General features: G+C 58.1%; 11 protein-coding genes, 1 tRNA gene, 2 rRNA genes and 1 pseudogene (1 of these 15 cut by a window edge). 6 read left to right on the top strand and 9 right to left on the bottom strand.

What is annotated here, in order from left to right:
• Positions 1 to 34: 34 nt before the first annotated feature.
• From GRI35_RS05380 to GRI35_RS05370, 3 genes are all read left to right on the top strand, one after another.
• Entirely contained in the window at positions 35 to 1603 is a 1569-nt protein-coding gene (locus tag GRI35_RS05380) for a putative bifunctional diguanylate cyclase/phosphodiesterase (protein WP_235900141.1), read from the top strand.
• Positions 1600 to 3423 carry a methyl-accepting chemotaxis protein gene (locus tag GRI35_RS05375; protein ID WP_235900140.1) on the top strand — a complete coding sequence of 608 codons (1824 nt, stop codon included), beginning with the start codon at positions 1600 to 1602 and terminating at the stop codon, positions 3421 to 3423. Before GRI35_RS05380 ends, GRI35_RS05375 begins: the two co-directional genes overlap by 4 nt.
• Positions 3424 to 3537: 114 nt before the next feature.
• Positions 3538 to 6753, top strand: a complete 3216-nt coding sequence (locus tag GRI35_RS05370) for an amidohydrolase family protein (RefSeq protein WP_160613207.1) — start codon at positions 3538 to 3540, stop codon at positions 6751 to 6753.
• Between the two features lie 277 nt (positions 6754 to 7030).
• On the opposite strand, the gene GRI35_RS05365 is transcribed toward GRI35_RS05370, so the two are convergent.
• From GRI35_RS05365 to GRI35_RS05350, 4 genes and pseudogenes are all read right to left on the bottom strand, one after another.
• A complete protein-coding gene (locus GRI35_RS05365) occupies positions 7031 to 8023 on the bottom strand; it encodes a DUF2891 domain-containing protein (RefSeq protein ID WP_160613206.1) in 993 nt (330 codons plus the stop codon).
• Complete coding sequence (locus GRI35_RS05360; protein ID WP_160614770.1) at positions 8014 to 8976, bottom strand: DUF979 domain-containing protein; 963 nt, start codon at positions 8974 to 8976, stop codon at positions 8014 to 8016. The genes GRI35_RS05365 and GRI35_RS05360 overlap by 10 nt, the downstream gene beginning before the upstream one ends.
• Before the next feature lie 152 nt (positions 8977 to 9128).
• Positions 9129 to 9792: pseudogene (locus GRI35_RS05355) on the bottom strand (DUF969 domain-containing protein); the annotation flags it as partial.
• Positions 9789 to 13373, bottom strand: a complete 3585-nt coding sequence (locus GRI35_RS05350) for a hydantoinase B/oxoprolinase family protein (RefSeq protein WP_160613205.1) — start codon at positions 13371 to 13373, stop codon at positions 9789 to 9791. The pseudogene GRI35_RS05355 and the gene GRI35_RS05350, both read right to left, overlap by 4 nt.
• A 114-nt stretch (positions 13374 to 13487) precedes the next feature.
• Between GRI35_RS05350 and GRI35_RS05345 the strand changes: the two genes are divergently transcribed.
• Positions 13488 to 14579: a Gfo/Idh/MocA family protein gene (locus GRI35_RS05345; protein ID WP_160613204.1), complete on the top strand. Its 1092-nt coding sequence runs from the start codon at positions 13488 to 13490 to the stop codon at positions 14577 to 14579.
• Complete coding sequence (locus tag GRI35_RS05340; RefSeq protein WP_160613203.1) at positions 14572 to 15495, top strand: TauD/TfdA family dioxygenase; 924 nt, start codon at positions 14572 to 14574, stop codon at positions 15493 to 15495. The genes GRI35_RS05345 and GRI35_RS05340 overlap by 8 nt, the downstream gene beginning before the upstream one ends.
• On the opposite strand, the gene GRI35_RS05335 is transcribed toward GRI35_RS05340, so the two are convergent.
• Positions 15485 to 17197, bottom strand: coding sequence for a solute:sodium symporter family transporter (locus GRI35_RS05335; RefSeq protein WP_160613202.1), 1713 nt, complete (start codon positions 17195 to 17197; stop codon positions 15485 to 15487). The genes GRI35_RS05340 and GRI35_RS05335 overlap by 11 nt on opposite strands.
• 135 nt (positions 17198 to 17332) lie before the next feature.
• On the opposite strand from GRI35_RS05335, the gene GRI35_RS05330 reads away from it, so the two are divergent.
• The gene (locus GRI35_RS05330; protein ID WP_160613201.1) at positions 17333 to 19210 is read left to right on the top strand and encodes an ABC-F family ATP-binding cassette domain-containing protein; all 1878 of its coding nucleotides are present in this window, start codon (positions 17333 to 17335) and stop codon (positions 19208 to 19210) included.
• Here GRI35_RS05330 and GRI35_RS05325 read toward each other — a convergent pair.
• The 4 genes from GRI35_RS05325 to GRI35_RS05310 all read right to left on the bottom strand — a co-directional run.
• Complete coding sequence (locus GRI35_RS05325; RefSeq protein ID WP_160613200.1) at positions 19207 to 22419, bottom strand: bifunctional cytochrome P450/NADPH--P450 reductase; 3213 nt, start codon at positions 22417 to 22419, stop codon at positions 19207 to 19209. The two genes, GRI35_RS05330 and GRI35_RS05325, sit on opposite strands and share 4 nt — an antisense overlap.
• Before the next feature lie 144 nt (positions 22420 to 22563).
• Positions 22564 to 22640 (bottom strand) — tRNA-Met (locus tag GRI35_RS05320).
• Positions 22641 to 22861: 221 nt separating this feature from the next.
• Positions 22862 to 22976 (bottom strand): 5S ribosomal RNA (gene rrf, locus GRI35_RS05315).
• Positions 22977 to 23104: 128 nt separating this feature from the next.
• Positions 23105 to 24796, bottom strand: a 23S ribosomal RNA gene (locus tag GRI35_RS05310) (it continues 1099 nt past the right edge of the window).

The following is a 24796-nucleotide window of genomic DNA, read 5'->3' as shown; positions in this document are numbered from 1 at the left end:
GAGACTGTCGGAGAACCGACTTTTGGGGGTCTGAATGCAAGTAACGTGGCAGGAACTGGGCACAGCGCCGAAAATGCTGGTGATTGCACCCTTGGTGGTGCTCACGGGTATTTTTGCGAGCGTGACCGGCTTGGTGCTGGCCAGCGACCAGATCACTTTGTCGCCATTCCTGATCATGGGCGGCCTAAGCATCTATGTCATCGCCGTTGCAGTTCTTTGCATGATCGGTTTGAGAACCGTCGCCAAGCTGCAAAATCTAGGCATGACTGATAGCCTGAGCACTCTGCCCAACCGGCGCTCCATGCATGGCGAGATTCGCGGCAAAATTTCGCGGGGTGATGAACTTGCCGTCGCACTAATCGACCTTGATGGCTTCAAAATGGTCAATGACCTTTATGGCCACGCCGTCGGCGATGAACTGATCAAGAAATGCGCCGTTATCCTGCGTGAAGTGTGCGGGGGCGACGCAAGATGTTTCCGTCTCGGCGGCGATGAATTCGCGATTTATATGGCGGGTCCGCTATCAAACACCATACTCGAAGGCATGTGCCGCGGACTGCTTGAACGTTTGGGCCAGTCGATCCCGATAGAGGAGCGCCGCATCGCTATCGGTGCCAGCGTAGGCCTTTCGCATACAAGCGGAAGTGACGGCCTCGATTCCTCCGAACTTCTACGCCGCGCCGATGTTGCAATGTACGTGTCCAAACGCGGCGGCAAGATGCGTTGCACTTGGTTCAAAGCCGATTTCGATCGCAATCTCGAAGCGATCCGCGACATGGACGAAGAGCTACGCGCTGCCCTGCTCAATGACGAGTTTCGCGTCAATTATCAGCCTCTCGTCGACGCAAAAACGCGCGAAGTTGTTGCGGTGGAATCGCTCATCCGCTGGCATCGCCGAGATGGAAAGAATGTCGGCCCCAACGTGTTCATTCCGATTGCCGAGGAATCCGGTCTGATCAATTCGATCGGGCTGTTTGTTCTACGTCAGTCTTGCAAGGACGCGCTGGGCTGGAACGGCATCAAATTGTCGGTCAACATTTCGGCAGCGCAACTGCGCAATCCGGAGTTTCCAATCCAGCTCGGCCAAATCCTGGAAGAAACAGGATTCGAGGCAGAACGGCTTGAGCTGGAAATTACCGAGACATGTCTGGTACTCGATCCGGTGGTTGCCGAACGCAGTCTTGATCTCATCCGCGGCTTCGGCGTCAATGTCGTGCTTGATGATTTCGGCACAGGCTATGCGTCCATCGGATTCCTCCGCCAATTCCGGTTTGAAAAGCTGAAACTGGACCGTTCGCTCGTCGTCGATTCCGCTGACGATGAAAGCCTCCGCGCGATGATGTTGTCGAGCATTTCGATGGCACAGGCGCTCAAAATGAATGTCACTGCAGAAGGCGTGGAGACCGAGGCGCAGGCAGATCTGGTACGCTCTGCCGGTTGCGACCAAATCCAAGGCTGGCTCTATTTCAAAGCCATGCCGCCGGAAGATATCGCGCAACATCTGAGCGCCCTCGCCCCTAACGAACCAAACAAACAAAATTCCGCAGAACCAGGGCTCGAACCGCAGCCCGAACTAAGGCCTGAACAAAGGAAAGCGTCATGAGCGCTATGGATAAAATCGTTTCCGAAATCGGCGAGGAGATCGCCAAAACTCAGGAGCGCCCAACGTTAGAGCGCGGCAACGCTCTTGCTCGCGCGCATGCTTGGTTTCAGAACCAGCCAATTCCGCGGAAGTTGAAGACCGTTTTCGGGGCATTTTTGCTCCTGTTGACTGTTACCGCTGGTGTCGTCGTGGTTGGCATGGTCCAGCTATTTGATCACACCATGACACGCAGCGCATTGAGCGCTGCAACCATTGAAGCGGCTGATTTACGCAGTGTTGTGGGTGAAATGCGGTACCACGCAATGCGCTATACGCTTTCAGGAGAGGCGGCTGAAAGCGAGCGAATGTCCGAAACGCTGAGTACCGCGCAATCCAGTCTTGGCAGCATTGCGGCCGTAATTGCCGAGAATGCGCCTCAGTTCACGCCCAATGTTGACGCTCTAAAAGAACAGTTGAACGATTACGGAGCTTCATTCGAGCGTGTCAAAGCCAGCCGCTCACTGTCTGGCGCAAGCGAGGAGACAACCCGCCTAGCTTATGAATTGGCGGCGACTGGCGATACATTTTACACTCAATCCGATGCTCTCGAAGCAACTTTGGCGGATGAAATAAATGAAATGCATTCCTCCGGATTGGAGTACTTTTTCGACCTTGTGACCGCCGTTGTAATTCTGGCTGGTATCTCGGCTGCGATCCTGTTCTTTGGCATGCGCTTTCTTGCCCGCGACTTGATCCATAAGGGGTCTGAAATCGTCGGGGGCATGAATGAACTTGCCGCTGGCCGTGCCGAATTCGAGATCGAGGGTGCCCACCGGGAAGATGAAATCGGCGATATGATCCGCGCTCTGGAAGTGTTCAAGCTGGCCAATGGCCGCTTGATCCGTGATGCGAAAGAGCGGGAGGAACGCGCCAAAGCCGAGCAGGACCTCCTAGTCGAGCGCGAACGAGAAAAAGAAGAGCGCCGCGAGCAACAGCAAAAACTGGTGCGCAGCATGGCCGACAGCTTTGAGCGGACGGTTGGCGATATTGTCAGCGGCGTTGCGGCAGCGTCATCGCAGCTCAAGTCCACTGCTGGCTCCATGGCAGCCGCGGCAGAACAATCATCCAACCAGACCAATCTGGTAGTGACATCTATGGCGGAAGCCTCCTCTGGCGTAACAGCCGCAGCAGCGGCAAGCGATGAATTTGCCATGTCGATCGGCGAAATCAGCCGGCAAGCAGCCTCTTCTGCTGAACTCGCCCGCAAAGCGTCTGAATCTGCTGAGCAGGCTGACTCTACGATCTCAGCCCTTTCAGACTCTGCTGCACAAGTGAGCAATGTTGTTGAACTCATCCAATCGATTGCCAAGCGTACCAACTTGCTGGCCCTCAATGCTTCGATCGAAGCTGCACGCGGCGGTGAAGCAGGCCGCGGATTTGCGGTTGTTGCTTCCGAAGTGAAGGAACTGGCCGCGCAGACCAGCCGCGCAACCGAAGAAGTGGCCGATCAAATCCGCGCAATGCAAAGCTCAACTACGAACAGCGTAACTGCTTTGCGGACAATTGGTAGTCAGATTGGGCAACTTGAATCGACTGCGATCTCGATTGCATCAGCTGTCGACCAGCAATCAGTTGCGGGTCAGGATCTGGCGCGCAGTATCGACCTCGCCGCGCGTAGCAGTGACGAGGTCTCATCAAGCATCATCGGTGTACGCGAAACATCGCTCGCCACAGGCGCAGCAGCATCGCAGGTCCTCAACTCGGCTACCGAGTTGGAAGGTCAAGCGGCAACGTTGCGCAACCAAGTGGGTGATTTCCTGCAGAAGGTTCGCAAAAGCTGATAGGCACCGGCTTTCCGTAAGTTTCTACCGACCGCACGATTGACCGGATACGCGGCATGGACGCCGTGCAATCCCGTCCCTAAAACCTTCGCAGAAGTTTAGGGGACTCACATCATGAAAACTGCAAAGATCGCGGCCAAAACACTTGGCCTCACCTCGGTACTCGCCAGCCTGCTTTTCGCGTCCACACTCCATGCGAAGGACAAGGATGAGAAGTGGGACGTGAACGCGCCGGCGGGCGCCAAGATCAAGCAAGTGGACATCAATGTCGATGAAGGCAGCTGGATCGATGTCGATGTCAGTCCTGATGGCCAAAAAATCGCATTCGCCCTGCTCGGCGATATTTACACCATGCCGATCAGCGGCGGCGAGCCCACGCGCATCGCAGAAGGTCTCGCGTGGGAAGTCCAGCCGCGCTGGTCTCCCGATGGCAAGCAGATTGCCTTCACATCGGATCGCGGCGGCGGCGACAACATCTGGGTGATGGACACCAATGGCAAGAATATGCGGCAAGTCACCAAGGAAAGCTTCCGGCTAATGCACCAGCCGACTTGGAGCCCCGACGGGCGTTTTATCGCGGCGAAGAAGCATTTCACCACCGGCCGCTCGCTGGGTACTGGCGAAGTATGGCTGTATCACGTGACGGGCGGCGGCGGCGTCAAGCTGGTCGAACGCCCCGATGAGAACCACCAGAAGGAGTTGGGCGAGCCAACCTATGCTCCTGATGGTTCAGCGATCTACTACACGCGCAACACCACGCCGGGCGGGACTTTCATTTACGCGCAGGATTCCAATGCGGGCATCTTCGCAATCGAGAAATATGATCTCGCAACCGGCGAAATTACGACGGCGGTTTCCGGCTATGGCGGGGCGGTGCGCCCTGCCCCTTCGCCTGACGGCACCAAGATTGCCTTCGTCCGGCGCGAAGAAGACAAATCGCGTCTGTTCGTGAAAGACATCGCATCGGGCGTCGAAACCAAGATATACAACGATCTCGACAAAGACGTGCAGGAAACCTGGGCGGTCACCGGCGTGTACCCCAACATCGATTGGACCCCGGACTCGCAGTCCATCGTGTTCTGGGCTGGCGGCAAAATCCGCCGGGTCAATGCGGATGGCTCTGGCGCGGCGGTCATCCCCTTCACCATTTCCGACACGCGCGGTGTAGCCAATGCACCGCACCCGGAAATCACGGTTGCACCCGACACTTTTACCACCAGCATTCCCAAATTCGCCAGCGTTTCTCCCGATGGCGGCCAAGTCGTGTTTGAAACGCTGGGCAAGCTCCATATCAAATCCACTGCAAGCGGCGCCCCACGCCGCCTGACGGGCGATAGCAGCCGCGCCATCGAGGCGTTCCCGAGCTGGTCGCGTGATGGCAGCAAGGTCACCTTCGTCCGCTGGACCGACCAAAATCTCGGTACCATCATCAGCATGGATGTTGCCGCCGGAACCGAGACAGCCGTGACCAGCGAGCCCGGCCATTACGGCAATCCGCGTTTCTCTCCCGATGGCAGCACTATTGTTTATGAGAAACGCGGTGGCGGCTATCTGACATCGCCTGACTATTCGGAAAATACCGGCGTCTACCGGATTGCGGCCAATGGCGGCGGGACACCGATAATGGTTGCCCGCGGGAAAAGCGCTCCGCAGTTCGGTGCGGTATCTGATCGGCTGTTTATGATCAGCGGTGGTGGCGGCGGGCTGCAGCTCGTCTCGACCGATCTTTCCGGCGAGGCCGAGCGCGTCCACGCGAAGGGGGATCTCGTCAATGACTTCACAGTTTCTCCGGACGGGAAATTCCTCGCCTTTCGCCAGAACTATGAAGCATTCGCCATGCCGCTCATGCCGGGCGGGCAAATGGTCGCGGTCAGCTCGGGGGCCAATTCGCTGCCGGTGACCAAAGCCAGCAAAGGCGGTGCCGACTATATAGGTTGGTCGAATGGCGGCGCTCAGCTCAATTGGAGCCTCGGCCCCAATCTCTATTCAGCGGCACTATCGGACATGTTCCCTAACTCCGCCGATGCAAAGTTCACACCGCCCAGCAAAGGCGTGTCTTTGGCAACGACGCAGCAGGCAGCCAAGCCAAGCGGTGTGGTCATCCTTACGGGCGGTACCATTCTCACTATGACTGGCGATGGCGCGGGCCGGATTGAGAACGGCACAATCATTATTCAGGGAGACCGTATCGGTACCGTTGCCGATGCCAGCGAACTGCCGCTTCTTCCGGCAGACGCAACGCGGATAGACATGACCGGTAAATTCATCATGCCCGGCCTGGTCGATGCGCACGCGCATGGTGCGCAAGGCACCGGCGATCTGGTGCCGCAGCAGAACTGGACGCTGGTCCAGAATCTGGCGATGGGCACCACGACGATGTTCGACCCTTCATCATCTGCCAGCCAGATTTTTGCGGCGGCAGAGCGTCAGCAAGCCGGCACGTTGCTGGCTCCGCGTATCTTCTCGACCGGAGAGATTATTTACGGTGCCAAAGCGCCAAGTGTCTATGCCGAGATCAACACTTATGACGATGCGCTTGCGCATGTGCAGCGGATCAAGAAGCAGGGCGGTATCGCCGTCAAAAACTATAACCAGCCGCGCCGCGAACAGCGCCAACAAGTCGCCCGCGCAGCGGCGGCAGAGAATATGCTGGTTGTAGCCGAAGGCGGATCGCTGTTCGGAATGGACATGAACCTAATCGCCGACGGCAACTCGACGCTTGAACACAACGTCCCGCTCGATGTGTTCTATGACGATGTCGTGCAGTTCTTCGGACAAAGCCAGACCAACTACACCCCGACCATCACTGTCACCTATGGCGGGCTCGGCGGCGATCCCTATTGGCGGCAGGCACAGGACGTGTGGACAAATCCCCTGCTCGTTCACACCCCGCCCAAACGCCTGCTCGCCGACAATGCGCGCCGCACAAAGGCACCCGAATGGGCCTTCGTCGATGATGACAATGCGCGAGAAGCCAAAAAGCTGGCCGATGCGGGCGTGAAAGTCTCGATCGGCGCGCATGGCCAGCAGGCCGGCATCGCGGCGCATTGGGAAATGTGGAGCTTCGTACGCGGCGGCATGACCCCGACCGAGGCATTGCGTGCAGGAACTATCGTCCCGGCGGAATCGCTTGGCATGGATAAAGACATTGGCAGCATCGAAGAAGGCAAGCTGGCCGATCTGATCGTCCTGTCAGCCGACCCAACCGCCGATATCCAGAACAGCGACGATATCGAGCAAGTGATGCTCGGCGGCAGACTCTACGATGCCAAAACAATGAACGAAGTGGAGACCGGCAACGCAAAACGCCTGCCTTATTGGTGGGAGTGACACCGGATCGAATACATCGCTGGAACGCATACGGCACGTTTAGAAAATGTGTCTTTTCGCGAAAATCGCTGTTTTTCAGTGGTTTTATCGGCGGACAGCGGAACCGGGTGTGACCTTTCATATGACAGGCGCTCCCTGTCGCGAATACGGTCGCGCAGACAGAGCGTGGAGCAGAAAACGAACGATGGGAAAGAGCAGCGCTCCGGCTAGCAAAATCGGTGGATGTAGGAAAATCGTTCGATAGCGCGCAGTAGACGCGCAACGATCCCTTACTTCGTCATTGCGAGGAGCCCATTAGAGCCAGCAACGCAAAGCTCGCCAGCCAGTGTTCGCCCGCATAATCGCCCGCAACATGCGGCATTGCCGCGTCGAGGTGCGTTTTCGCCAAGCGCTCAGCAAGAACGGCGTGTTCCGGCACCGCTTGACCAATCTCTCGCCATGCCCAGGCGCGGCTGAGATTGAGGCCGTCGAGATGCGCCACTTTGCCGTCGCTTCGGTCACTGACGGTTGCGGGTTTGAACAAGGTTGCAGGTTGGCTGTTCGAAAGGTCAGGCAGGAATGCGCCGAACCAGCCTGCAAACATGTCGGCAGGCAGCGACTTCTGCATAAGCAACGCCACACTGAGAGCTGGCGAGAGAAACTCGTCACCGCCCGGTTCCCACGCCTGACAACCGCGATCTTCGCCAAACCAGCGCTTGGCAGTCCCGCGAACAGTCTCTGCAAGGTCGGGATCGAACTGGTCCGCCCACTCAACCGCGAGTGTCAGCGCAAAAGCGCTGTTGAAATGCGTGCCGGTTCGGATCGGATAGGTCAGGATTGCCAGATAGCTCTCCAAACGTTTTGCGAAGGCGCGGGCTAAAGGTTCCAACCGTTGGCCCCAAGCCTGATCTTCATGCCGCACAGCCTCCAGATGCAGATAGAGTAGCCATGCCCAGCCATAAGGGCGCTCAAATCCGGCTGAACCCGGACGGCTGAGATAATCCAGCTCGGCGGCCAGCTTATCTTCGCTCAACGTAGTCTCGGCCAGCTCCCCGATCTGCGCCGCCGCGGGCATATCGGGATAGAGCCGCCTTAGAGTCAGCAGCGTCCACCAGCCATGCACGCAGCTATGCCAGTCGAAGCTGCCGAAAAAGCACGGATGCAGCACGCGCGGAGGCAACACATCCGCATCTGCGTTCATCACGTGATCGAGCTTACGCGGGTATTCCTGGCTTACATGACCCAGCGCAATCCGCGCGAAACCCCGCGCAATCTTCTCGGTCAATTCCATAGCAGAAAGGCCCCGACATAGATGATCACCACATTGCATACCCATAGCGGGATTGCGGTCCCGATTTGCTGGCGGATCACACCGTTCTGGTCTTTGAGCTCGAGTAGCGCGGCGGGTACAATGTTGAAATTCGCCGCCATTGGCGTCATCAAAGTGCCGCAGAAACCGGCCAGCATTCCAACCGCGCCGATTACCGCAGGATTGCCGCCATAATCCTCCACCAGCAGCGGAATACCAATCGCTGCTGCCATCACCGGGAATGCCGCGAAAGCATTGCCCATAATCATCGTGAACAGCGCCATGCCCAGCGCGAAGATGATAACAGTCAGCAGTACGCTGCCCTCAGGTATGATCGAGCCCGCGATCCCGCCGATGATATCGCCGACGCCCGCCAGCGCAAACACTGCGCCCAGCGCAGCGAGCATTTGCGGCAGGATTGCCGCCCAACCGATCGAATCGAGCAATCTGCGCCCCTCTTCTGCCGCCGCCAGCGCTGGCGGTTTGAGCCACATCATGGCAGCGACGAGCGCAAAGAGCACGCCAATTCCGAACAGGATCAGGGTCTCACGCCGCTCTTCGAACAGGGCAGTTTCTCCAAACGGCGTGTAATTATAGAGGAGCGTTCCCGCGACTGCCGTGATCGGCACAATCAGCGCCGGAATAAACAGCTTGTTGCCGAGCAGGTTGGAGAAATTGAGGCGTTGTTCGAGCGAAGTTGTTTCGGGATTGCTTCGGCCCAAACCGCCAATCCCGGCAATACCCACCATCGCGAGCACCAGCACGCCATTGGCGAAGTCGCTCAAGTGACTGCCAAACAGGAAACTCCCCGCGAGCAGTCCCCAGAACGCGGCATTTCCCCAACGCTTGGCATTCGATCTGTCGAGAATGCTAAGCAACGACCACGCGAGGAAGAACAGACCTGCGAGAATGTAGAGCCATTCATAGGTAATCATCATTCCTCTCCCTTGGGAGAGGGGGACCGCGACGCGCCAGCATCGGGGTGGAGAGGCACCTTCTGATTATGAGAACCACCAACGGGCGGCGAAAGGGTTGACTGTGCCCCTCCACCATCCTGCGGACGGTCCCCCTCCCCCGATGGGGGAGGAATATTCGCGAGCCTTCGGTCAAAAGCGAGTATCCGTCCGCCATGGATGAAGAATGCACATATGGCAGTCGGAATCGCCCACACTGAAAGTTGCAGCGGCGTCAGCGGGTAACCTGCGCTTTCGAACACGCCCTGGATCAGCAGGATCGAGGCGATGGCAAAGAAGATATCTTCGCCAAAGAACAGTCCGACATTGTCGGTCGCCGCCGACATGGCCTTCACTTTCTCGCGCTCTTCCTCGGGCAGTTCGCCGTGCGATTTCTCGGCAGCAGCCTCAGCCATAGGTGCAACGAGCGGGCGTACTGCCTGCGGATGTCCGCCGATATCTTTCATGCCGATAGCCGCTGTGATCTGGCGGAAACCAAGATAGACTACGAGGAGCTTACCCATCGTCGCGCCGCGCATGTTCTCGATCAGCCCGCGCGCGTTGCTGCAGCCCGTATCGCTCCAGCAGGCCGATCACGGGCAATATGATCCATGTCACGCTGATATAGCGGTTGTCGTTGAACGCCTTGCCCAGAGCCTCGATCACCGCGACGAAATCCAGCCCGCCCAGCAGCCCGGTGGCAATCGCGGCCACGACCACCACCAGCAGAGGATTGAAGCGGAGTGCAAACCCCGCCACCACAATCAATATGCCGGCAAGCGGCCAATAATTGGTCATTCAGCTTCCCCGTCTTCGTTTCCGAAACCGCCCCCTCCGGGCGTTAGAATTACGAACGTATCGCCTGGCTGCATTTCAGCCGATGCAGTCGCCGATAGATCTTCGCGCGAACCGTCGTTCCGCTCAACCCAGTTTTCTCCTGCCAGCGCATCACCGCCGCCGGCAATACCGCGTGGTGCAATCTCCCGCCGGTTCGCAAGCATATTGGCGCGCATGGACTCCAGAAATGTCACCCGGCGTTCAACGCCATCGCCTCCATCATACATGCCCTTTCCTCCAGACCCCTTGCGGATAGCAAAGCGGTCCAGCCGTACTGGCAGGCGCGTTTCCAAAATCTCGGGATCGGTCAGGCGGCTATTGGTCATATGCGTTTGGACAGCGCTGGTCCCGTCATGATCCGGTCCCGCGCCGGAACCGCCCGCGATTGTCTCGTAATATTGGTGCTGCTCATTGCCGAAAGTGAAATTGTTCATGGTGCCTTGCGACGGTGCCAGCCTGCCCGTTGCCGCAAACAAGGCGTCGGTGACAACCTGGCTGGTCTCGACATTTCCAGCGACGACAGCCGCCGGGTACACTGGATTGAGCATCGAACCCTCGGGCACCACCAATTCTATCGGACGCAGGCACCCGTCATTCATCGGGATCACATCGTCGATCAATGTGCGCACGACGTACAGCGCGGCGGCGCGGGTGATCGAGCGCGGCGCATTGAAATTATTATCCTGTTGCGCGCTGGTGCCGGTGAAGTCGAACACGGCGGAGCGTTTCGCGCGGTTGATCCGGATTTCGACTTGTATCTGCGCGCCATTGTCCATCGGGTAAGTGAATGCGCCATCCTCTAGCCGAACGAGCAAGCGTCGGACCGACTCTTCGGCATTGGCAAGGACATGGCGCATATAGGCGGCCAGCACATCTGCGCCTTGGTCCTTGGCTGCACCCGCCAGCAATTCCGCGCCGCGCGTGCACGCCGCAATTTGCGCACGCAGATCGGAGATATTGCGGTCAGGGTTGCGCGCAGGCCAATCGCCCGATGCCAGCGCTTCGCGTATTTCCGCCTCGCAAAACCGGCCTTCATCGACCAGCAACAGATTATCGAGCAGCACGCCTTCTTCATCGATGGTGCGGCTCTCGGGCGGCATTGATCCCGGGGCTATCCCGCCAATGTCCGAATGGTGGCCTCGCGCTGCTACGAAGGCATCGGGCGCGGTGCTGTCATCGCAATAGAACACGGGCACGATGATCGTCACATCGGGCAAATGGGTGCCGCCGCGATAAGGGTCGTTGAGCACATAGGCATCGCCGCGCAGGATCCCGCGACCATCGCGCGGTGCCCCGTCCTCGCCGGTTCCGCGCGCCTCAAGAATGCGCCGGATCGAGTCCGCCATTGACCCCAAATGCACCGGAATATGCGGCGCATTGGCGATCAGGGATCCTTCGGCATCAAACAGCGCGCAGGAGAAATCGAGGCGTTCCTTGATGTTCACCGAAGTCGCGGTGGATTGCAGGACAACCCCCATTTCCTCGGCAATCGCCATAAACAGATTGTTGAATATCTCGAGCCGCACCGGATCGACATCAGTGCCGTCAGCGCGCTGCCGTTCGAGCGGTGTATGCCGTGTCAGAACAAGGCTGAAGTCCTCTTGCAATACAGCCTGCCAGCCCGGTTCGACGACAATCGTTGAACCCGGATCGATGATCAGCGCCGGACCTTTTACCGGCTGTCCCTGGTTCAGTTGGCTGCGGTCAAAAGCAGGCCATTCGCCTTCCGCTGCCAAGCTCGCTGTTTCTGGTCGATAGCTCGCATCCGTCAGCCCACCCGCTGCGCCACTGGCTTCGACGCTCAGTCCTTCGACGATGATTTGCCCCTCGGCTTCGGAATATCCGAAGCGGCGGCGATGTTCGTTTCGGAACGCTGCGGCCATTGCCTCAGGCTCCACGAGATCAAGCGTCAGTGTGCTGTCACTTCCGGCGAAACGCAGTCTGGCGCGGCGGGTCAGGGTGATTTGGGCGTCGTCCAACCCCTGCCCGCGCATCACGTCAAGCACACCCTGTTCAAGTTGGTTTAACTCGGGGTCAATCGGTTCACCCAGCGGCCTGACAACACTCGTTTCACGGATCGCTTTGACCGGCGCGAGACCGATCCCATAGGCCGAAAGCATTCCAGCCAGCGGGTGAACCAGAACTGTCTCGATGCCCAATTCGTCAGCCACTTTGCAGGCATGTTGACCGCCCGCGCCGCCAAAGCAGGCCAACGCATAGCGGGTCACATCATAGCCACGCGCGACGCTGATCTTGCGGATCGCGTTGGCCATATTGTCGACGGCGATCGCGAGAAACCCTTCGGCAATCTCTGCCAGTGGCATGTTGCCTTCTAACGACGCTGCGACCTCCTCCAACCGATCGCGCGATGCCGCAGAATCGAGCGGTTGATCGCCGTGCCGACCGAAGACCGACGGGAATAGCGCAGGATCGATCCGGCCAAGGAACAGGTTGCAATCGGTCACTGTCAGCGGGCCGCCCTTGCGATAGCACGCCGGCCCCGGATTGGCCCCGGCACTTTCAGGTCCGACGCGGAAGCGCGTCCCGTCGAACCGGCAAATCGAACCGCCGCCCGCCGCAACCGTATGTATCTGCATCATCGGCGCAGCGACACGTACACCGGCGACCATGCTATCGCCGGTCAGCTCATACTCGCCCGCATAATGCGCGACATCGGTCGAGGTGCCGCCCATATCGAAACCGATCAAGCGCGTGTGCCCCAATGGCTCCGATGCAGCGACCATGCCGACTACACCGCCAGCCGGCCCGGACAGGATCGCATCCTTCCCGCGAAAGGCGCGCGCTTCAGCAAGCCCGCCATTCGATTGCATAAAGCGCAGTTGCCGTGTCTCCGGCAGCCGTCCTGAGACCTGATCGACATAGCGACCGAGCACCGGCGACAGATAGGCGTCCACGACCGTTGTATCCCCGCGGGGGACCAGCTTGATGAGCGGCGAGACTTCGTGGCTGACGCTAATCTGGTTGAAGCCCAATTCACGTGCGATCTCTGCCAGCCGGGCTTCGTGTGCCTGATATTTCCAGCCATGCATCAGCACGATGGCGAGCGCGGTGATGCCCTGCTTGCGGATATCGCTCAGCGCCTTACGCGCCGCATCCTCGTTCAGCGCCGTTAGAACTTCACCATCGACGCCAACCCGCTCTTCAATCTCGACCACATCCAGCGCCAATTGCGACGGCAGAACGATATGCCGCGCAAAAATTTCGGGCCGTGCCTGCGTTCCGATCCGCAAAGCATCGCCAAAGCCCGACGTAATCGCCAGTGCAACGCGTTCGCCCTTCCGCTCCAGCAAAGCATTGGTGGCGACTGTCGTCCCGATTCGAACCTCCCGGATTGCGCCCTCACCGTGCTGCGCCATCAGGCGAGCGACTGCCTCGCTTGCCGCGTCTTCGTAATGCTCGGGGTTTTCGGACAGAAGTTTGTCGGTGACGATCCGGCCATCGGGTGTGGTTGCCACCACATCGGTAAACGTCCCGCCGCGATCTATCGCGATGCGCCAATCGCCTGAAGCCGGTGATGTCATTGATGGCTATCCCTCGTCTATCGCGCGACTATAGGCATGGCTTGTGCTCCGGCAAGCCGAGATAGTTGTAATCATCCGCTTGTAATGATCGCTGGCGCGCAACATAGGGAAAGCGTGAATACGAAACGAAAATACGCCATTATCGGTTGCGGCATGATGGGCCGCGAGCATATGCAAAATATTGCATTGGTCGATGATGCCGAATTGGTGGCCATCGTCGATCCCGATGCCGGGTCTCGAGACGAAGCAAAAGCACTGGGCGAGACATTAGGGCAAGACTTCGCGCTGTTCGACAACGCGGATACACTGTTCGCCGATGCGATACCCGATGCGGTTGTCATTGCGTCGCCCAACTTCACCCATTTCGAAGTCGCCAAACATGCGATGACGTATGATGTCGCAATCCTGCTGGAAAAACCCTTTTGCACTGAAATGGATGACGCAGCCGCGCTGGAGCAGTTGGCGCGCGATTATCCGCATACATTCTGGGTTGGCATGGAATATCGCTATATGCCGCCTATCACGCGCTTCATCGAGCGGGTGCAATCTGGCGAGACCGGCCCTGCGAAAATGCTCTATATCCGCGAGCACCGTTTCCCCTTTCTGGAGAAAGTCGGCGATTGGAACCGCTTCAATCGCAATACCGGCGGGACCTTGGTCGAGAAATGCTGCCACTTTTTCGATCTGATGCGGCACACTCTGCAAGACGAGCCGATCCGCATTTTCGCCAGCGGCGGACAGGATGTGAACCATCTCGACGAAAGCTATGATGGCGAAGTGCCCGACATTCTCGACAATGCTTATGTAATTGCCGATTTCGCCAAGGGCACGCGCGCAGTCCTCGACCTGTGCATGTTCGCCGAGGGCGCAGAGCAGCAGGAAGAGATTTATGCGCTTGGCCCGGTTGGCAGGCTGGATGTCGCGATACCCGCCGCGACCGTCACGTGGTCCCCGCGCGACAAGAGCGGCGTGGCAATCGAAAATGTCGCTACGCCAAGCGATGCATTGGCAGCCGGCGACCACCACGGCGCGACCTATTTCCAACTGCGCGATTTTCACGCGGCGCTGGTTAACGGCGCTGCGCCTAAGGTAAGCGCAGTCGACGGCCTCCGCGCGGTTCAGATGGGCTCGGCAGCACAGCAGTCGATAATGACCGGGCTGCCGGTACAATTGGATTTCAAAAGTGGTGGAGTTGGCAATGGTTGACAGTCCGGTGGATGGATTTCCGCATATCGTCGCTGGTGACGGCGATCTCGCGGACTATCTGGTGTCGCACAAACCGGTGATCGATACGCAATTGGCGGCCAGCGGTGCAATGCTGTTTCGTGGTTTCGATGTCCCGAGTGTCGGCGAGTTCGATGCCGCCGTGAGCGCTTATGGCGAGCCGAACTTTCCGTATAAAGAATCGCTCTCCAACGCCGTGCGCGTCAATTTGACCGAGCGGGTTTTCACAGCAAATGAAGCGCCGCCCACCACCAGCATTCATTTGCATCACGAGATGGCACAAACGCCGATTTATCCGAGCAAGCTGTTCTTCTATTGCGAGATCGCACCGGACAAAGGCGGCGCGACACCGCTCTGCCGTTCCGACATTTTGCTGACAGAACTGGCCAAGGCCGAGCCCGGTCTGGTCAACGCTTTCGAGATGCTCGGCGTCAAATACACCAATGTCATGCCGGGCGCAGATGACGCCGGATCAGGCCAAGGCCGCAGTTGGCGCAGCACGCTGGGCGTGGAAGACCGCGCTCGGGCGGAGGAGCGCCTGAGTGCGCTGGGCTATAGCTGGGCGTGGGATTCGGATGACACTCTGCGTGCTACGACCCCTGTATTACCGGCAGTGCGCGCGCTTGGCGGCGGGCGGAAATCCTTCTTCAACCAGCTGATCGCGGCGTTTCGCGGGTGGTCGGATAGCCGGAATGATCCGTCAAAATCGGTGACCTTTGGCGATGGAATGCCGATCACTGGTACCGACATGGACACGGCCATCGCGCTGTCGGACGCGCTGAGTTATGACCATCAATGGCAGGCTGGCGATGTGGTGCTGGTCGATAATTTCACGGTGATGCACGGCCGCAAGCCGTTCGAAGGCAAACGCAAAGTCCTCGCGTCACTTATCCAGTAGCGCGCGCGCCTCGCGCCGACATAACCCAAGCCACCACATTCGCCAGCGCCAACAGCCCGAATAGAACCGGCAGGATCGCGCTTGCCCCTGATCCGCTGGCGAGGCCGAGCGGGGAGAACAGCAGGTACAGCCCGACCACGCAGGAAAACAGCGTAAACGCCATCGGCCGCGCAAAGTGCCACGGGGTCATATCGACCTTGTGTTGGACCGGCGGGACATAGGCTTCTGCGCGCGGGCGCAGATATCCGGTCACCAGCATAATGCCGATCTCGATCACGAACAGCACGGCATAGACATGGATAAAGTGCAGCGTGATCACATCGCCCAACACAAAGCGATACAGCGCGTAGGCAGTGACGTGGAAGATGATCACGATCTTCGCGCCCAGTGCCGGAACCCGCCGCGTGAACAGGCCGATGATCACGATCACTACAGTCGGAATATTGTAGAAGCCGGTGAACACGCGCACGACTTGCCACAGCCCTTCTTCAGCAAAATAGAGCAGCGGCGCGACCGCGAAGGAGAAGATCGCGATAATGATACTGACGATCTTGGCGACCCGGACCAGTTGCGCATCGGACACTTTGCCGCGGCGTGCAGGTGCGTAGATGTCGAGCGTGAACAAAGTCGCCGCGCTGTTGAGCAATGAGTTGAACGAACTGAACACGGCGCCCAGCAGCACCGCCAGGAAGAAACCGGTCAGATAAGCAGGAAGCACATCATTGATCAGCCTTGGATAGGCTTCATCGATTGTGCCCAGCCCCGGGCCGTATAGGTGAAACGCAATCACACCCGGGATCATCATCATGAATGGCACGAGTATCTTGAAGAAGCCGGAGGCGAGCACTCCCTTTTGCCCCTCGGCCAAGGACCGCGCACCCAATGTCCGCTGGATCACATATTGATTGGTGCACCAGTAAAACAGATTGGCGAAAATCATGCCGGTGAAGATTGTCCCGAACGGGGTCGGGTCATCCGCGCTGCCGATAGCATTCAGTTTCTCAGGATGATCGGACACAAGCCGGTTAAACCCGTCCGAAAAGTCACCGCTGCCGAGCATTATCACGCCGAGCACTGGCACCAGAAAACCGATCAACAGCAGCCCGACGCCGTTGAGCGTGTCCGACACGGCAACCGCCTTCAGCCCGCCCAGCACCGCATAGGCAGCACCGATCAGCCCGATCGTCACAACCGTCAACGCCAGCGATGGAAAATAGGCAAGCCCTGTGAGATCAGGCACATTGAAGAACGCCATTACCGCTATTGAACCCGAATACAGCACCGATGGGATTGTGATCAGCCCGTAACCCAGCATAAACAGGACCACCGACATACGGCGCACGACGGGATCAAAACGGTCGTTGAGAAATTCGGGCAGCGTCGTGAAAGCGCCGGCGAGATATCGCGGCAAGAACAGGAACGCCATTGCAATGGTCGCCACCGCCGCGGTCACTTCCCACGCCATGCTCGACATATTATGCCCGTAGGCCGAGCCGTTGAGGCCGATCAGCTGCTCTGCCGACAGGTTGGTCAGCAGCAGCGAACCCGCGATAAAGGCGGCACCCAAGCCCCGTCCGGCGAGGAAATAGCCGTCTTTCGTTTCGGTCGTGCCGCGCGTTTTCACCCAGCTGACCCATGCCACCAGCGCCATCACGCCGATACAGGTCACGAGCGTAAAGAGGATCGAACTCTGCCCCGTCATAATTGTGAAGAAAGCACCAACGCCCCGCCCTGCCCGTTACCTGTGTGCGGCACCTTTTAGGGCGCTGCCAGCAATTCGCAAATGCGCTGCACTCATCGGTTGGGATTTGCGCGATAGGCTGGTAGGCGGCGCGCCATGCTTGGGATCAACGGAATCACTGTGCGGCTTGGCGGCCGGACCATTATCGACCGCGCGACTGCGGCGATTCCGCCGGGCGGGCGCGTCGGCCTGATCGGCCGGAATGGCGCGGGCAAATCCACGCTGATGAAAGCGATCATCGGCGAGATCGATCCGGACGAAGGCAGCATTGATATGCCGCGCCGCACACGCTTGGGCTACATCGCGCAGGAAGCACCGGAGGGGGCGGCCACGCCGCTCGAGACCGTGCTGGCCGCAGATGTCGAACGTATGGAACTGCTCGCAGAGGCGGAGACTTGCGAAGACCCGGACAGATTGGGCGATGTTCACGAGCGGTTGCTTGCCATCGACGCCTACACTGCCGAATCGCGTGCCGCGCGTATTTTGATCGGGCTTGGCTTCGACGAGGCCATGCAAGCGCAGCCGATCGACAGTTTCTCCGGCGGGTGGAAGATGCGGGTTGCGCTGGCAGCTTTGTTGTTTACCCAGCCCGACGTGCTGTTGCTCGATGAGCCGTCCAACCACCTCGATCTGGAAGCGACGCTTTGGCTTGAAAACTTTCTCAAGGCCTATCCGGCAACGGTGCTGGTGATCAGCCACGAGCGCGATTTGCTCAACAATGTGGTCGACAATATCCTGCATCTGCAAGGCGGGAAGCTGACGCTTTATCCCGGCGGCTATGACAGTTTCGAACGCCAGCGCGCAGAACGGGCTGCGCAACTGGAAGCAGCCAAGGCATCGCAAGACGCACAGCGTGCGCGCCTGCAGGATTACGTCAGTCGCAACAGCGCGCGCGCCTCTACCGCGAAACAAGCGCAATCGCGCGCCAAGATGCTGGCGAAGATGCAGCCGATTGCCGCATTGATGGAAGATCCCTCGCTCAGCTTTGACTTCCCGCAACCGAACGAATTGAAACCGCCGCTGATCACGCTCGATCTGGCGGCTGTCGGGTATGAAGAAGATACACCGATCCTCCAGCGGTTGAACCTGCGGATCGATCCTGATGAGCGGATCGCACTGCTGGGGCGCAACGGCAACGGCAAGACTACATTGGCCCGCCTGCTGGCGGCGCAGCTCGCTCCGATGGAGGGTGAGATCAATGTCTCGGGAAAAATGAAAGTCGGGTACTTCACCCAATATCAGGTTGAGGAACTGGCGAGCGATTCCACGCCGCTGGAACATATGACCCGGGTGATGAAGGACGAAAAGCCCGGCGCAATCCGCGCGCAATTGGGGCGGTTCGGCTTTTCGGGCGATCGCGCAACGCAGCTCGTGACCAAACTGTCCGGCGGCGAACGCGCGCGTCTCGCGCTGGCGCTGATTACGCGTCACGCCCCGCATTTGCTCATTTTGGACGAGCCGACCAACCACCTGGATGTCGATGCACGCGAGGCGCTGGTGCAGGCGCTCCACGCCTATGATGGCGCGGTTATTCTGATCAGCCACGACCGGCATATGGTCGAACTGACCGCTGACCGGCTTGTGCTGGTCGATAGCGGCCGTGCAGTCGATTATGACGGCAGTATGGAGGACTATATCGACTTCGTGCTCGGCAAAAATCAGCCGCGTGATGAAACGAAAGGCTCTGGAAAGCCCAAGGACTCAAAGAAAGACCGCAAAGCCGCCGCCAAAGAACGCGCGCTGGCCCGCGAGGCGAAGAGCAAACTGACCGCGTGCGAGAAGGACATCGCCAAGCTGGAAGCCCAATGCAAAATTATCGATCAGGCGATTTTCGAACCAGATGATGCCAGCGAAGCGGTTGCCAATTTATCGATGAGCGAACTCTCTCACCGGCGCGGACTACTCAGCAAGCAGATCGAAGAAAAAGAGGCCGAGTGGCTGGAGCTGAGCGAAGCGCTGGAAGCAGCAGGCTAGCCGACCCACACGTCCAGCACGTAACGCTCCTCGTCGATCATGCTGTCGATCCAGCGGGTCGCATCGCTCTGCGAAGAACCCGTTTTCTCCGAATAGATCGCTTTCAACGCCTCGCGCACATCGGGCTCCATCCGTGCACCATCGCCGCAAATATAGATGCGCGCGCCCTGATCGATCAGCGCCCAAACGCGCTCTGCTTCGCGCGTGATGAGGTCCTGCACATAAGTGCGCGATCCTTCGTGGCGTGAAAATGCGGCGAAGATGTCGGCTACACCGCGCTTGCCATAATCCTCCAGCTCTTCGCGATAGAGATAATCATAGTCCGGATGCCGGCAGCCGAAGAACAGCAATGCATCGCCCAATTCCGCGCCGTCCTTTCTCAGATGGTCGCGTTGTTGCAGGAACCCGCGAAACGGCGCGATGCCGGTACCGGGCCCGACCATTATGATCGGGCGGGACAGATCATCGGGAAGCCGGAAATCGGAAGTAGGTCGCTTGATAACGGCTTGAAATTTCTCGCCCGGTTTCAGTCCAGCGAGATAGGTCGAGCAGGTTCCCTTGAACTCGCCTTTCCCTGATAAAGCCGGTCCGCGCGTCACCCCAACGGTGATCGAGCAAGTGCCCGGCGTGTATGATGGCGCGGAAGAGATCGAATAATAGCGCGGACTGAGGAAAGGTATCAGTTCAAGGAACACTGCAAGCGGCAGGTCGCAAGCGGGATAGTCCTCGAGAATGTCGAGCACCGATTTGCGTTTCTCAAGCACTTGGGTCGTGTAGGCATCGGTTCCGCCGTCTGCGGTGGGCTGGGCTAAAGCCTCCAGCGCGGTGCGGGAATTGGGGCATTCGCAATAACGCGCGAGCATCGCGATGTCGCGGCGTGTCGCAACCGCCTGCAACTCGCCTGCGGTCTGCGCCAGATTATAGACCGAGAAGGTACTGCCACTGGGAAACGGTCCGCGCATTTCGCTGCGCGATTCAATCCGGACATAGGTATCGCGTTCAAGCCGGAAGCGTTTCAGCAGGCGATCTACAACCGCATCATCATTGAGCGGGACAACGCAAAGATGGTCGCCCGGTTGATAGTCCATTCCGTCTGGCAAACGGACTTCGATATGCCGTGTGGAGCGGCCCTCGCCCTGGCTGGTGTCCTTCAGCTCGGTATTGCCGAGCACTTCGACTTCGCGCGCACCCAAGCGCCCGGCGACGGTATTGGCGGTGATGCTCTGGGTCACTTCGACCGAATAGAGTGGTTCAGCAATTTCATCGCTGCCGCCCACCAGATCAAGGCCAAACTCTTCGCCCAATTTGGGCATCAGCTCGTCGAGCCAATCGTGGAACTGCGTATCGACATCGCCGCGGGCATCAAGTTCCTGCGTTTCGACAATCCGCTTCGCGCCAAATGCCTCCAACGCCGCATCGATCTTGCGCGGGACATCCTGGAAGGTCGCCGCCCAATCGCTGTTCCCGCAGCCGAGCATCAGATAGGATACGCCATCGAGTTTGGTCTCGGCTGGCGTGGATTCCTCCAGCCAATCGACAAATTTCGCTGCATTGTCTGGCGGCATACCATTATAGGATGAGCACGCGATTGCGACTGCGCCTTCGGTTGGGAGCTTACGCGCGAAAGTATCAAGTTCGGCCAGCGTTACATCGAAGCCGCTAAACTCCGCCTTCTGCGCCAGTTCGCGCGCGAAGCTTTCACTCGATCCCAGATTTGATCCATAGAGTACCAATAGCGGCGTGCCATGGCTGGGGACGGGCGCTGCAACATCGGTATCGACGCTGGTATCCGCGACCGACACAGTACCGCCCCGCTCGACATCATCGCGCAACCGCGCCTTGATGAAGAACTCGTTCGGTTTGATCGACAGCGTTTCTTTGATGTCGAGTTGATAATCGGTGTGATCGAACAGATCGAAACGCTGAAGAATCATGCCGAGCACAAGGATGGATTCCTGTATCGCAAACTGCCGCCCGATGCAGGCACGCTGGCCGTTGCCGAATGGTTTATACGCCGCAGGATTGCGCGCCGCCTCCGCTTCGGGCGTGAAATGATCGGGATTGAATTGCTCGGGATTGTCGCCCCAGACCGATGTATCGCGGTGCAGCGAAGGGATCAGGACGGTCGTGAACGTACCCTTGGGAATGGCGTATTTTCCGCCAATGACCTCGTCTTTATACGGCGCGAGACCGAGCGCAGGTGCTGTAGGCCAGAGCCGCAGCGCTTCGGAAAGAATGGCGCGGATATAAGGCAGCCTGCCAATTTCAGAGAGCGTCGGCGCGCGGTCGATATTGCGGCCGAGCACCGCGTCCACCTCCGCATAAGCGCGTTTCAGCACATCGCGGTTCTTGAGCAGATAGTAGATTGTGAATGACAGCAGGCCGGACGTGGTCTCATGCCCCGCAATCAGGAAGGTATTGATCTGATAGCGGATATTCTCGTCCGACAGCCTCTCGCCCGTAACCGCGTCACGGCCCTTGAGCATGAAATCGAGCAGGTCTTCCGGCCCATCCCCGCCTTGGCTACGGCGCTCGCGGATAATCTCGTCGACGAGATTGTTCATATAGGCAGCATCGCGGTGGAGCTGCTTGATCTGGTCGCCCTTGAACAGCTTTTCGCCCGGGATACCGCGCATATTCAGCGTTGTTCCCAGCGTGCGGTTGAGCGCTTCTATGAAAGGATGGAAGTCTTCGCGGTAGAATGAGTTGAACCGGTATCCAAAGCCGCATACGCCTATCGTATCGAGCGTGAGACGGATCATGTCCTTGGGCACATCGATCACATCATCCGAATTCGCCCTCTCCCACTTGAGCATTAACTGATTGGCGATGTCGGTCATCATCGGGAGATAGGAGCCCATCGCTTTCTGGCTGAAAGATGGCAGCAGGATATTGTGTGCCTTCGCCCAATTCGGATCATCCGTATCGCCCGTGAACAGCCCATCACCCGCAATCAGACGCAGCCTTTTCAGCGGCCCGCGAACAGTCTTGTCGAAACGCTTCTCATCGCACACCTCGGCAACCAGATCCGCGCCGGACACCATGATCAGCGGCGTCCCCATCATGTCGAGCTGGAAAATCGGCCCATGCTCCTCGGCCAATTCCATCAGTGACTGGATCATCCGCTCGGCATCGACCGTAAACGCATTGCCGACGAGCGGCTTAGCTGGAGGCTGGGGAATATTGGTAAGAGCGGGTTCTGTTGCCATAGTGCTCCCTTCTGCCAGACAAACTTCACCCCGCAAAGAGGGATAGCGTCATCCAGACCTTCTGCCGGCCAAGTGCTGACCAGAAACACCAAAAGCCCCGCTGTGATCAGCGAGGCTAAATAAAATGGGCTTTCAATGAGACGGTGGTTGCGGGAGTAGGATTTGAACCTACGACCTTCAGGTTATGAGCCTGACGAGCTACCGGACTGCTCCATCCCGCGTCACCGTATGTTGCTGGCTTCAAGCGCCAGCGGCTGCATCCGCAGCCTTGGCTATCCTCGCATAAGCTCGGGCGGCCGGTCGGCCTTGCGAAACCTTCGGTTCCGTTCGGCGCAACGCCAATAAGGACATGGTCCCTAGAGACGCCAAAAGGGCTGCCCTTGTGGGTCAGCCCTTTGACTTATGAATGGGTTTTTTACCGCGCATACTCACCAGCTATAATGCCTGGCAACGACCTACTCTTCCAACGCTTAAGCGTTAGTACCATCGGCGCTATTTGGTTTCACGGCCGAGTTCGAGATGGGATCGGGTGGGTCACAAATGCTATGGTCACCAAGCAATAAAGCCAGTGAGTGTGCGGGTTAATCGATGCGATACGTTTATATTAGGCGTCAATGATCTGGCTGTGATGTCTTCCGACACCAACAAACAGAGCCTTACAGGCCTGTCGTTGATGGTGGGATTCATCAAGCATGATCAGAGTTATTAGGACTGGTTAGCTACACGCGTTACCGCGCTTCCACACCCAGCCTATCAACGTAGTGGTCTACTACGACTCGAAGATACCTTATCTCAAGGGAGGCTTCCCGCTTAGATGCTTTCAGCGGTTATCCCGTCCATACATAGCTACCCAGCGGCACTCCTGGCGGAATGACTGGTACACCAGAGGTATGTTCACCCCGGTCCTCTCGTACTAGGGGCAACTCCTTTCAAGTATCGACGCCCACGGCAGATAGGGACCAAACTGTCTCGCGACGTTCTGAACCCAGCTCACGTACCACTTTAATTGGCGAACAGCCAAACCCTTGGGACCTGCTCCAGCCCCAGGATGTGATGAGCCGACATCGAGGTGCCAAACACTGCCGTCGATATGAGCTCTTGGGCAGTATCAGCCTGTTATCCCCGGCGTACCTTTTATCCGTTGAGCGATGGCCCTTCCACGAGGGACCACCGGATCACTATGACCGACTTTCGTCTCTGCTCGACTCGTCAGTCTCGCAGTCAGGCAGGCTTATGCCATTGCACTCTCGCAGACGGTTTCCAACCGTCCTGAGCCTACCATCGCGCGCCTCCGTTACTCTTTAGGAGGCGACCGCCCCAGTCAAACTACCCGCCATAGAGGGTCCCTGATCCGGATAACGGATCTAGGTTAGATATTAGAAAACAACAGGGTGGTATTTCACAGGTTGGCTCCACTCGGACTGGCGCCCAAGTTTCAAAGCCTCCCACCTATTCTACACAGTTCTTTCCCAATACCACTCTAAAGCTGCAGTAAAGGTGCACGGGGTCTTTCCGTCTAACCGCGGGTACTCCGCATCTTCACGGAGAATTCAATTTCGCTGAGCATATCCTGGAGACAGTGGGGAAGTCGTTACGCCATTCGTGCAGGTCGGAACTTACCCGACAAGGAATTTCGCTACCTTAGGACCGTTATAGTTACGGCCGCCGTTTACTTGGGCTTCAATTCGGAGCTTGCACTCCTCCTCTTAACCTTCAAGCACCGGGCAGGCGTCAGACCCTATACGTCGTCTTGAAGCCGACTTAGCAGAGTCCTGTGTTTTTGATAAACAGTCGCTACCCCCTGGCCTGTGCCCCCTGATAAGAGTTGCCTCGAATCAGGGCCTCCTTCTTCCGAAGGTACGGAGGCAATTTGCCGAGTTCCTTCAGGATACTTCTCTCAAGCGCCTTGGTATACTCTACCTGACCACCTGTGTCGGTTTCGGGTACGGTCTATATGAAGAGGCTATTTCCTGGATCTGCTTGGCAGCCTGCCCAATCCAATAAGGACAAACTACTTCCACAAACCGTCACACATCTTCAGGCCCACGAATATTAACGTGGTTCCCATCGACTACCCCCTTCGGGCTCGTCTTAGGGGCCGGCTTACCCTACGCTGATTAGCATTGCGTAGGAACCCTTGGTCTTTCGGCGAAAGGGTATCTCACCCTTTTTATCGCTACTCATGTCAGCATTCGCACTTCCGATATGTCCACCGTCGGTTACCCTTCGGCTTCATCCACTTACGGAACGCTCCGCTACCGCTCATAGTAAACTATGAACCCTAAGCTTCGGTGCATTACTTTAGCCCCGTTACATCTTCGCCGCAGGAACCCTTATTTAGACCAGTGAGCTGTTACGCTTTCTTTAAAGGATGGCT

Source organism: Pontixanthobacter aestiaquae (assembly GCF_009827455.1).
Lineage (GTDB): Bacteria > Pseudomonadota > Alphaproteobacteria > Sphingomonadales > Sphingomonadaceae > Pontixanthobacter > Pontixanthobacter aestiaquae.
Note: the sequence above shows the minus strand (reverse complement) of the source record. Positions and strands in the feature narration are given on the sequence as shown.

Bases quoted from the DNA above. Each gene is read 5' to 3' on its own strand.
- GRI35_RS05380 (WP_235900141.1), top strand. From the start codon at position 35: ATGCAAGTAACGTGGCAGGAACTGGGCACAGCGCCGAAAATGCTGGTG.
- GRI35_RS05375 (WP_235900140.1), top strand. From the start codon at position 1,600: ATGAGCGCTATGGATAAAATCGTTTCCGAAATCGGCGAGGAGATCGCC.
- GRI35_RS05370 (WP_160613207.1), top strand. From the start codon at position 3,538: ATGAAAACTGCAAAGATCGCGGCCAAAACACTTGGCCTCACCTCGGTA.
- GRI35_RS05365 (WP_160613206.1), bottom strand. From the start codon at position 8,023: ATGGAATTGACCGAGAAGATTGCGCGGGGTTTCGCGCGGATTGCGCTG.
- GRI35_RS05360 (WP_160614770.1), bottom strand. From the start codon at position 8,976: ATGATTACCTATGAATGGCTCTACATTCTCGCAGGTCTGTTCTTCCTC.
- GRI35_RS05350 (WP_160613205.1), bottom strand. From the start codon at position 13,373: ATGACATCACCGGCTTCAGGCGATTGGCGCATCGCGATAGATCGCGGC.
- GRI35_RS05340 (WP_160613203.1), top strand. From the start codon at position 14,572: ATGGTTGACAGTCCGGTGGATGGATTTCCGCATATCGTCGCTGGTGAC.
- GRI35_RS05335 (WP_160613202.1), bottom strand. From the start codon at position 17,197: ATGACGGGGCAGAGTTCGATCCTCTTTACGCTCGTGACCTGTATCGGC.
- GRI35_RS05330 (WP_160613201.1), top strand. From the start codon at position 17,333: ATGCTTGGGATCAACGGAATCACTGTGCGGCTTGGCGGCCGGACCATT.
- GRI35_RS05325 (WP_160613200.1), bottom strand. From the start codon at position 22,419: ATGGCAACAGAACCCGCTCTTACCAATATTCCCCAGCCTCCAGCTAAG.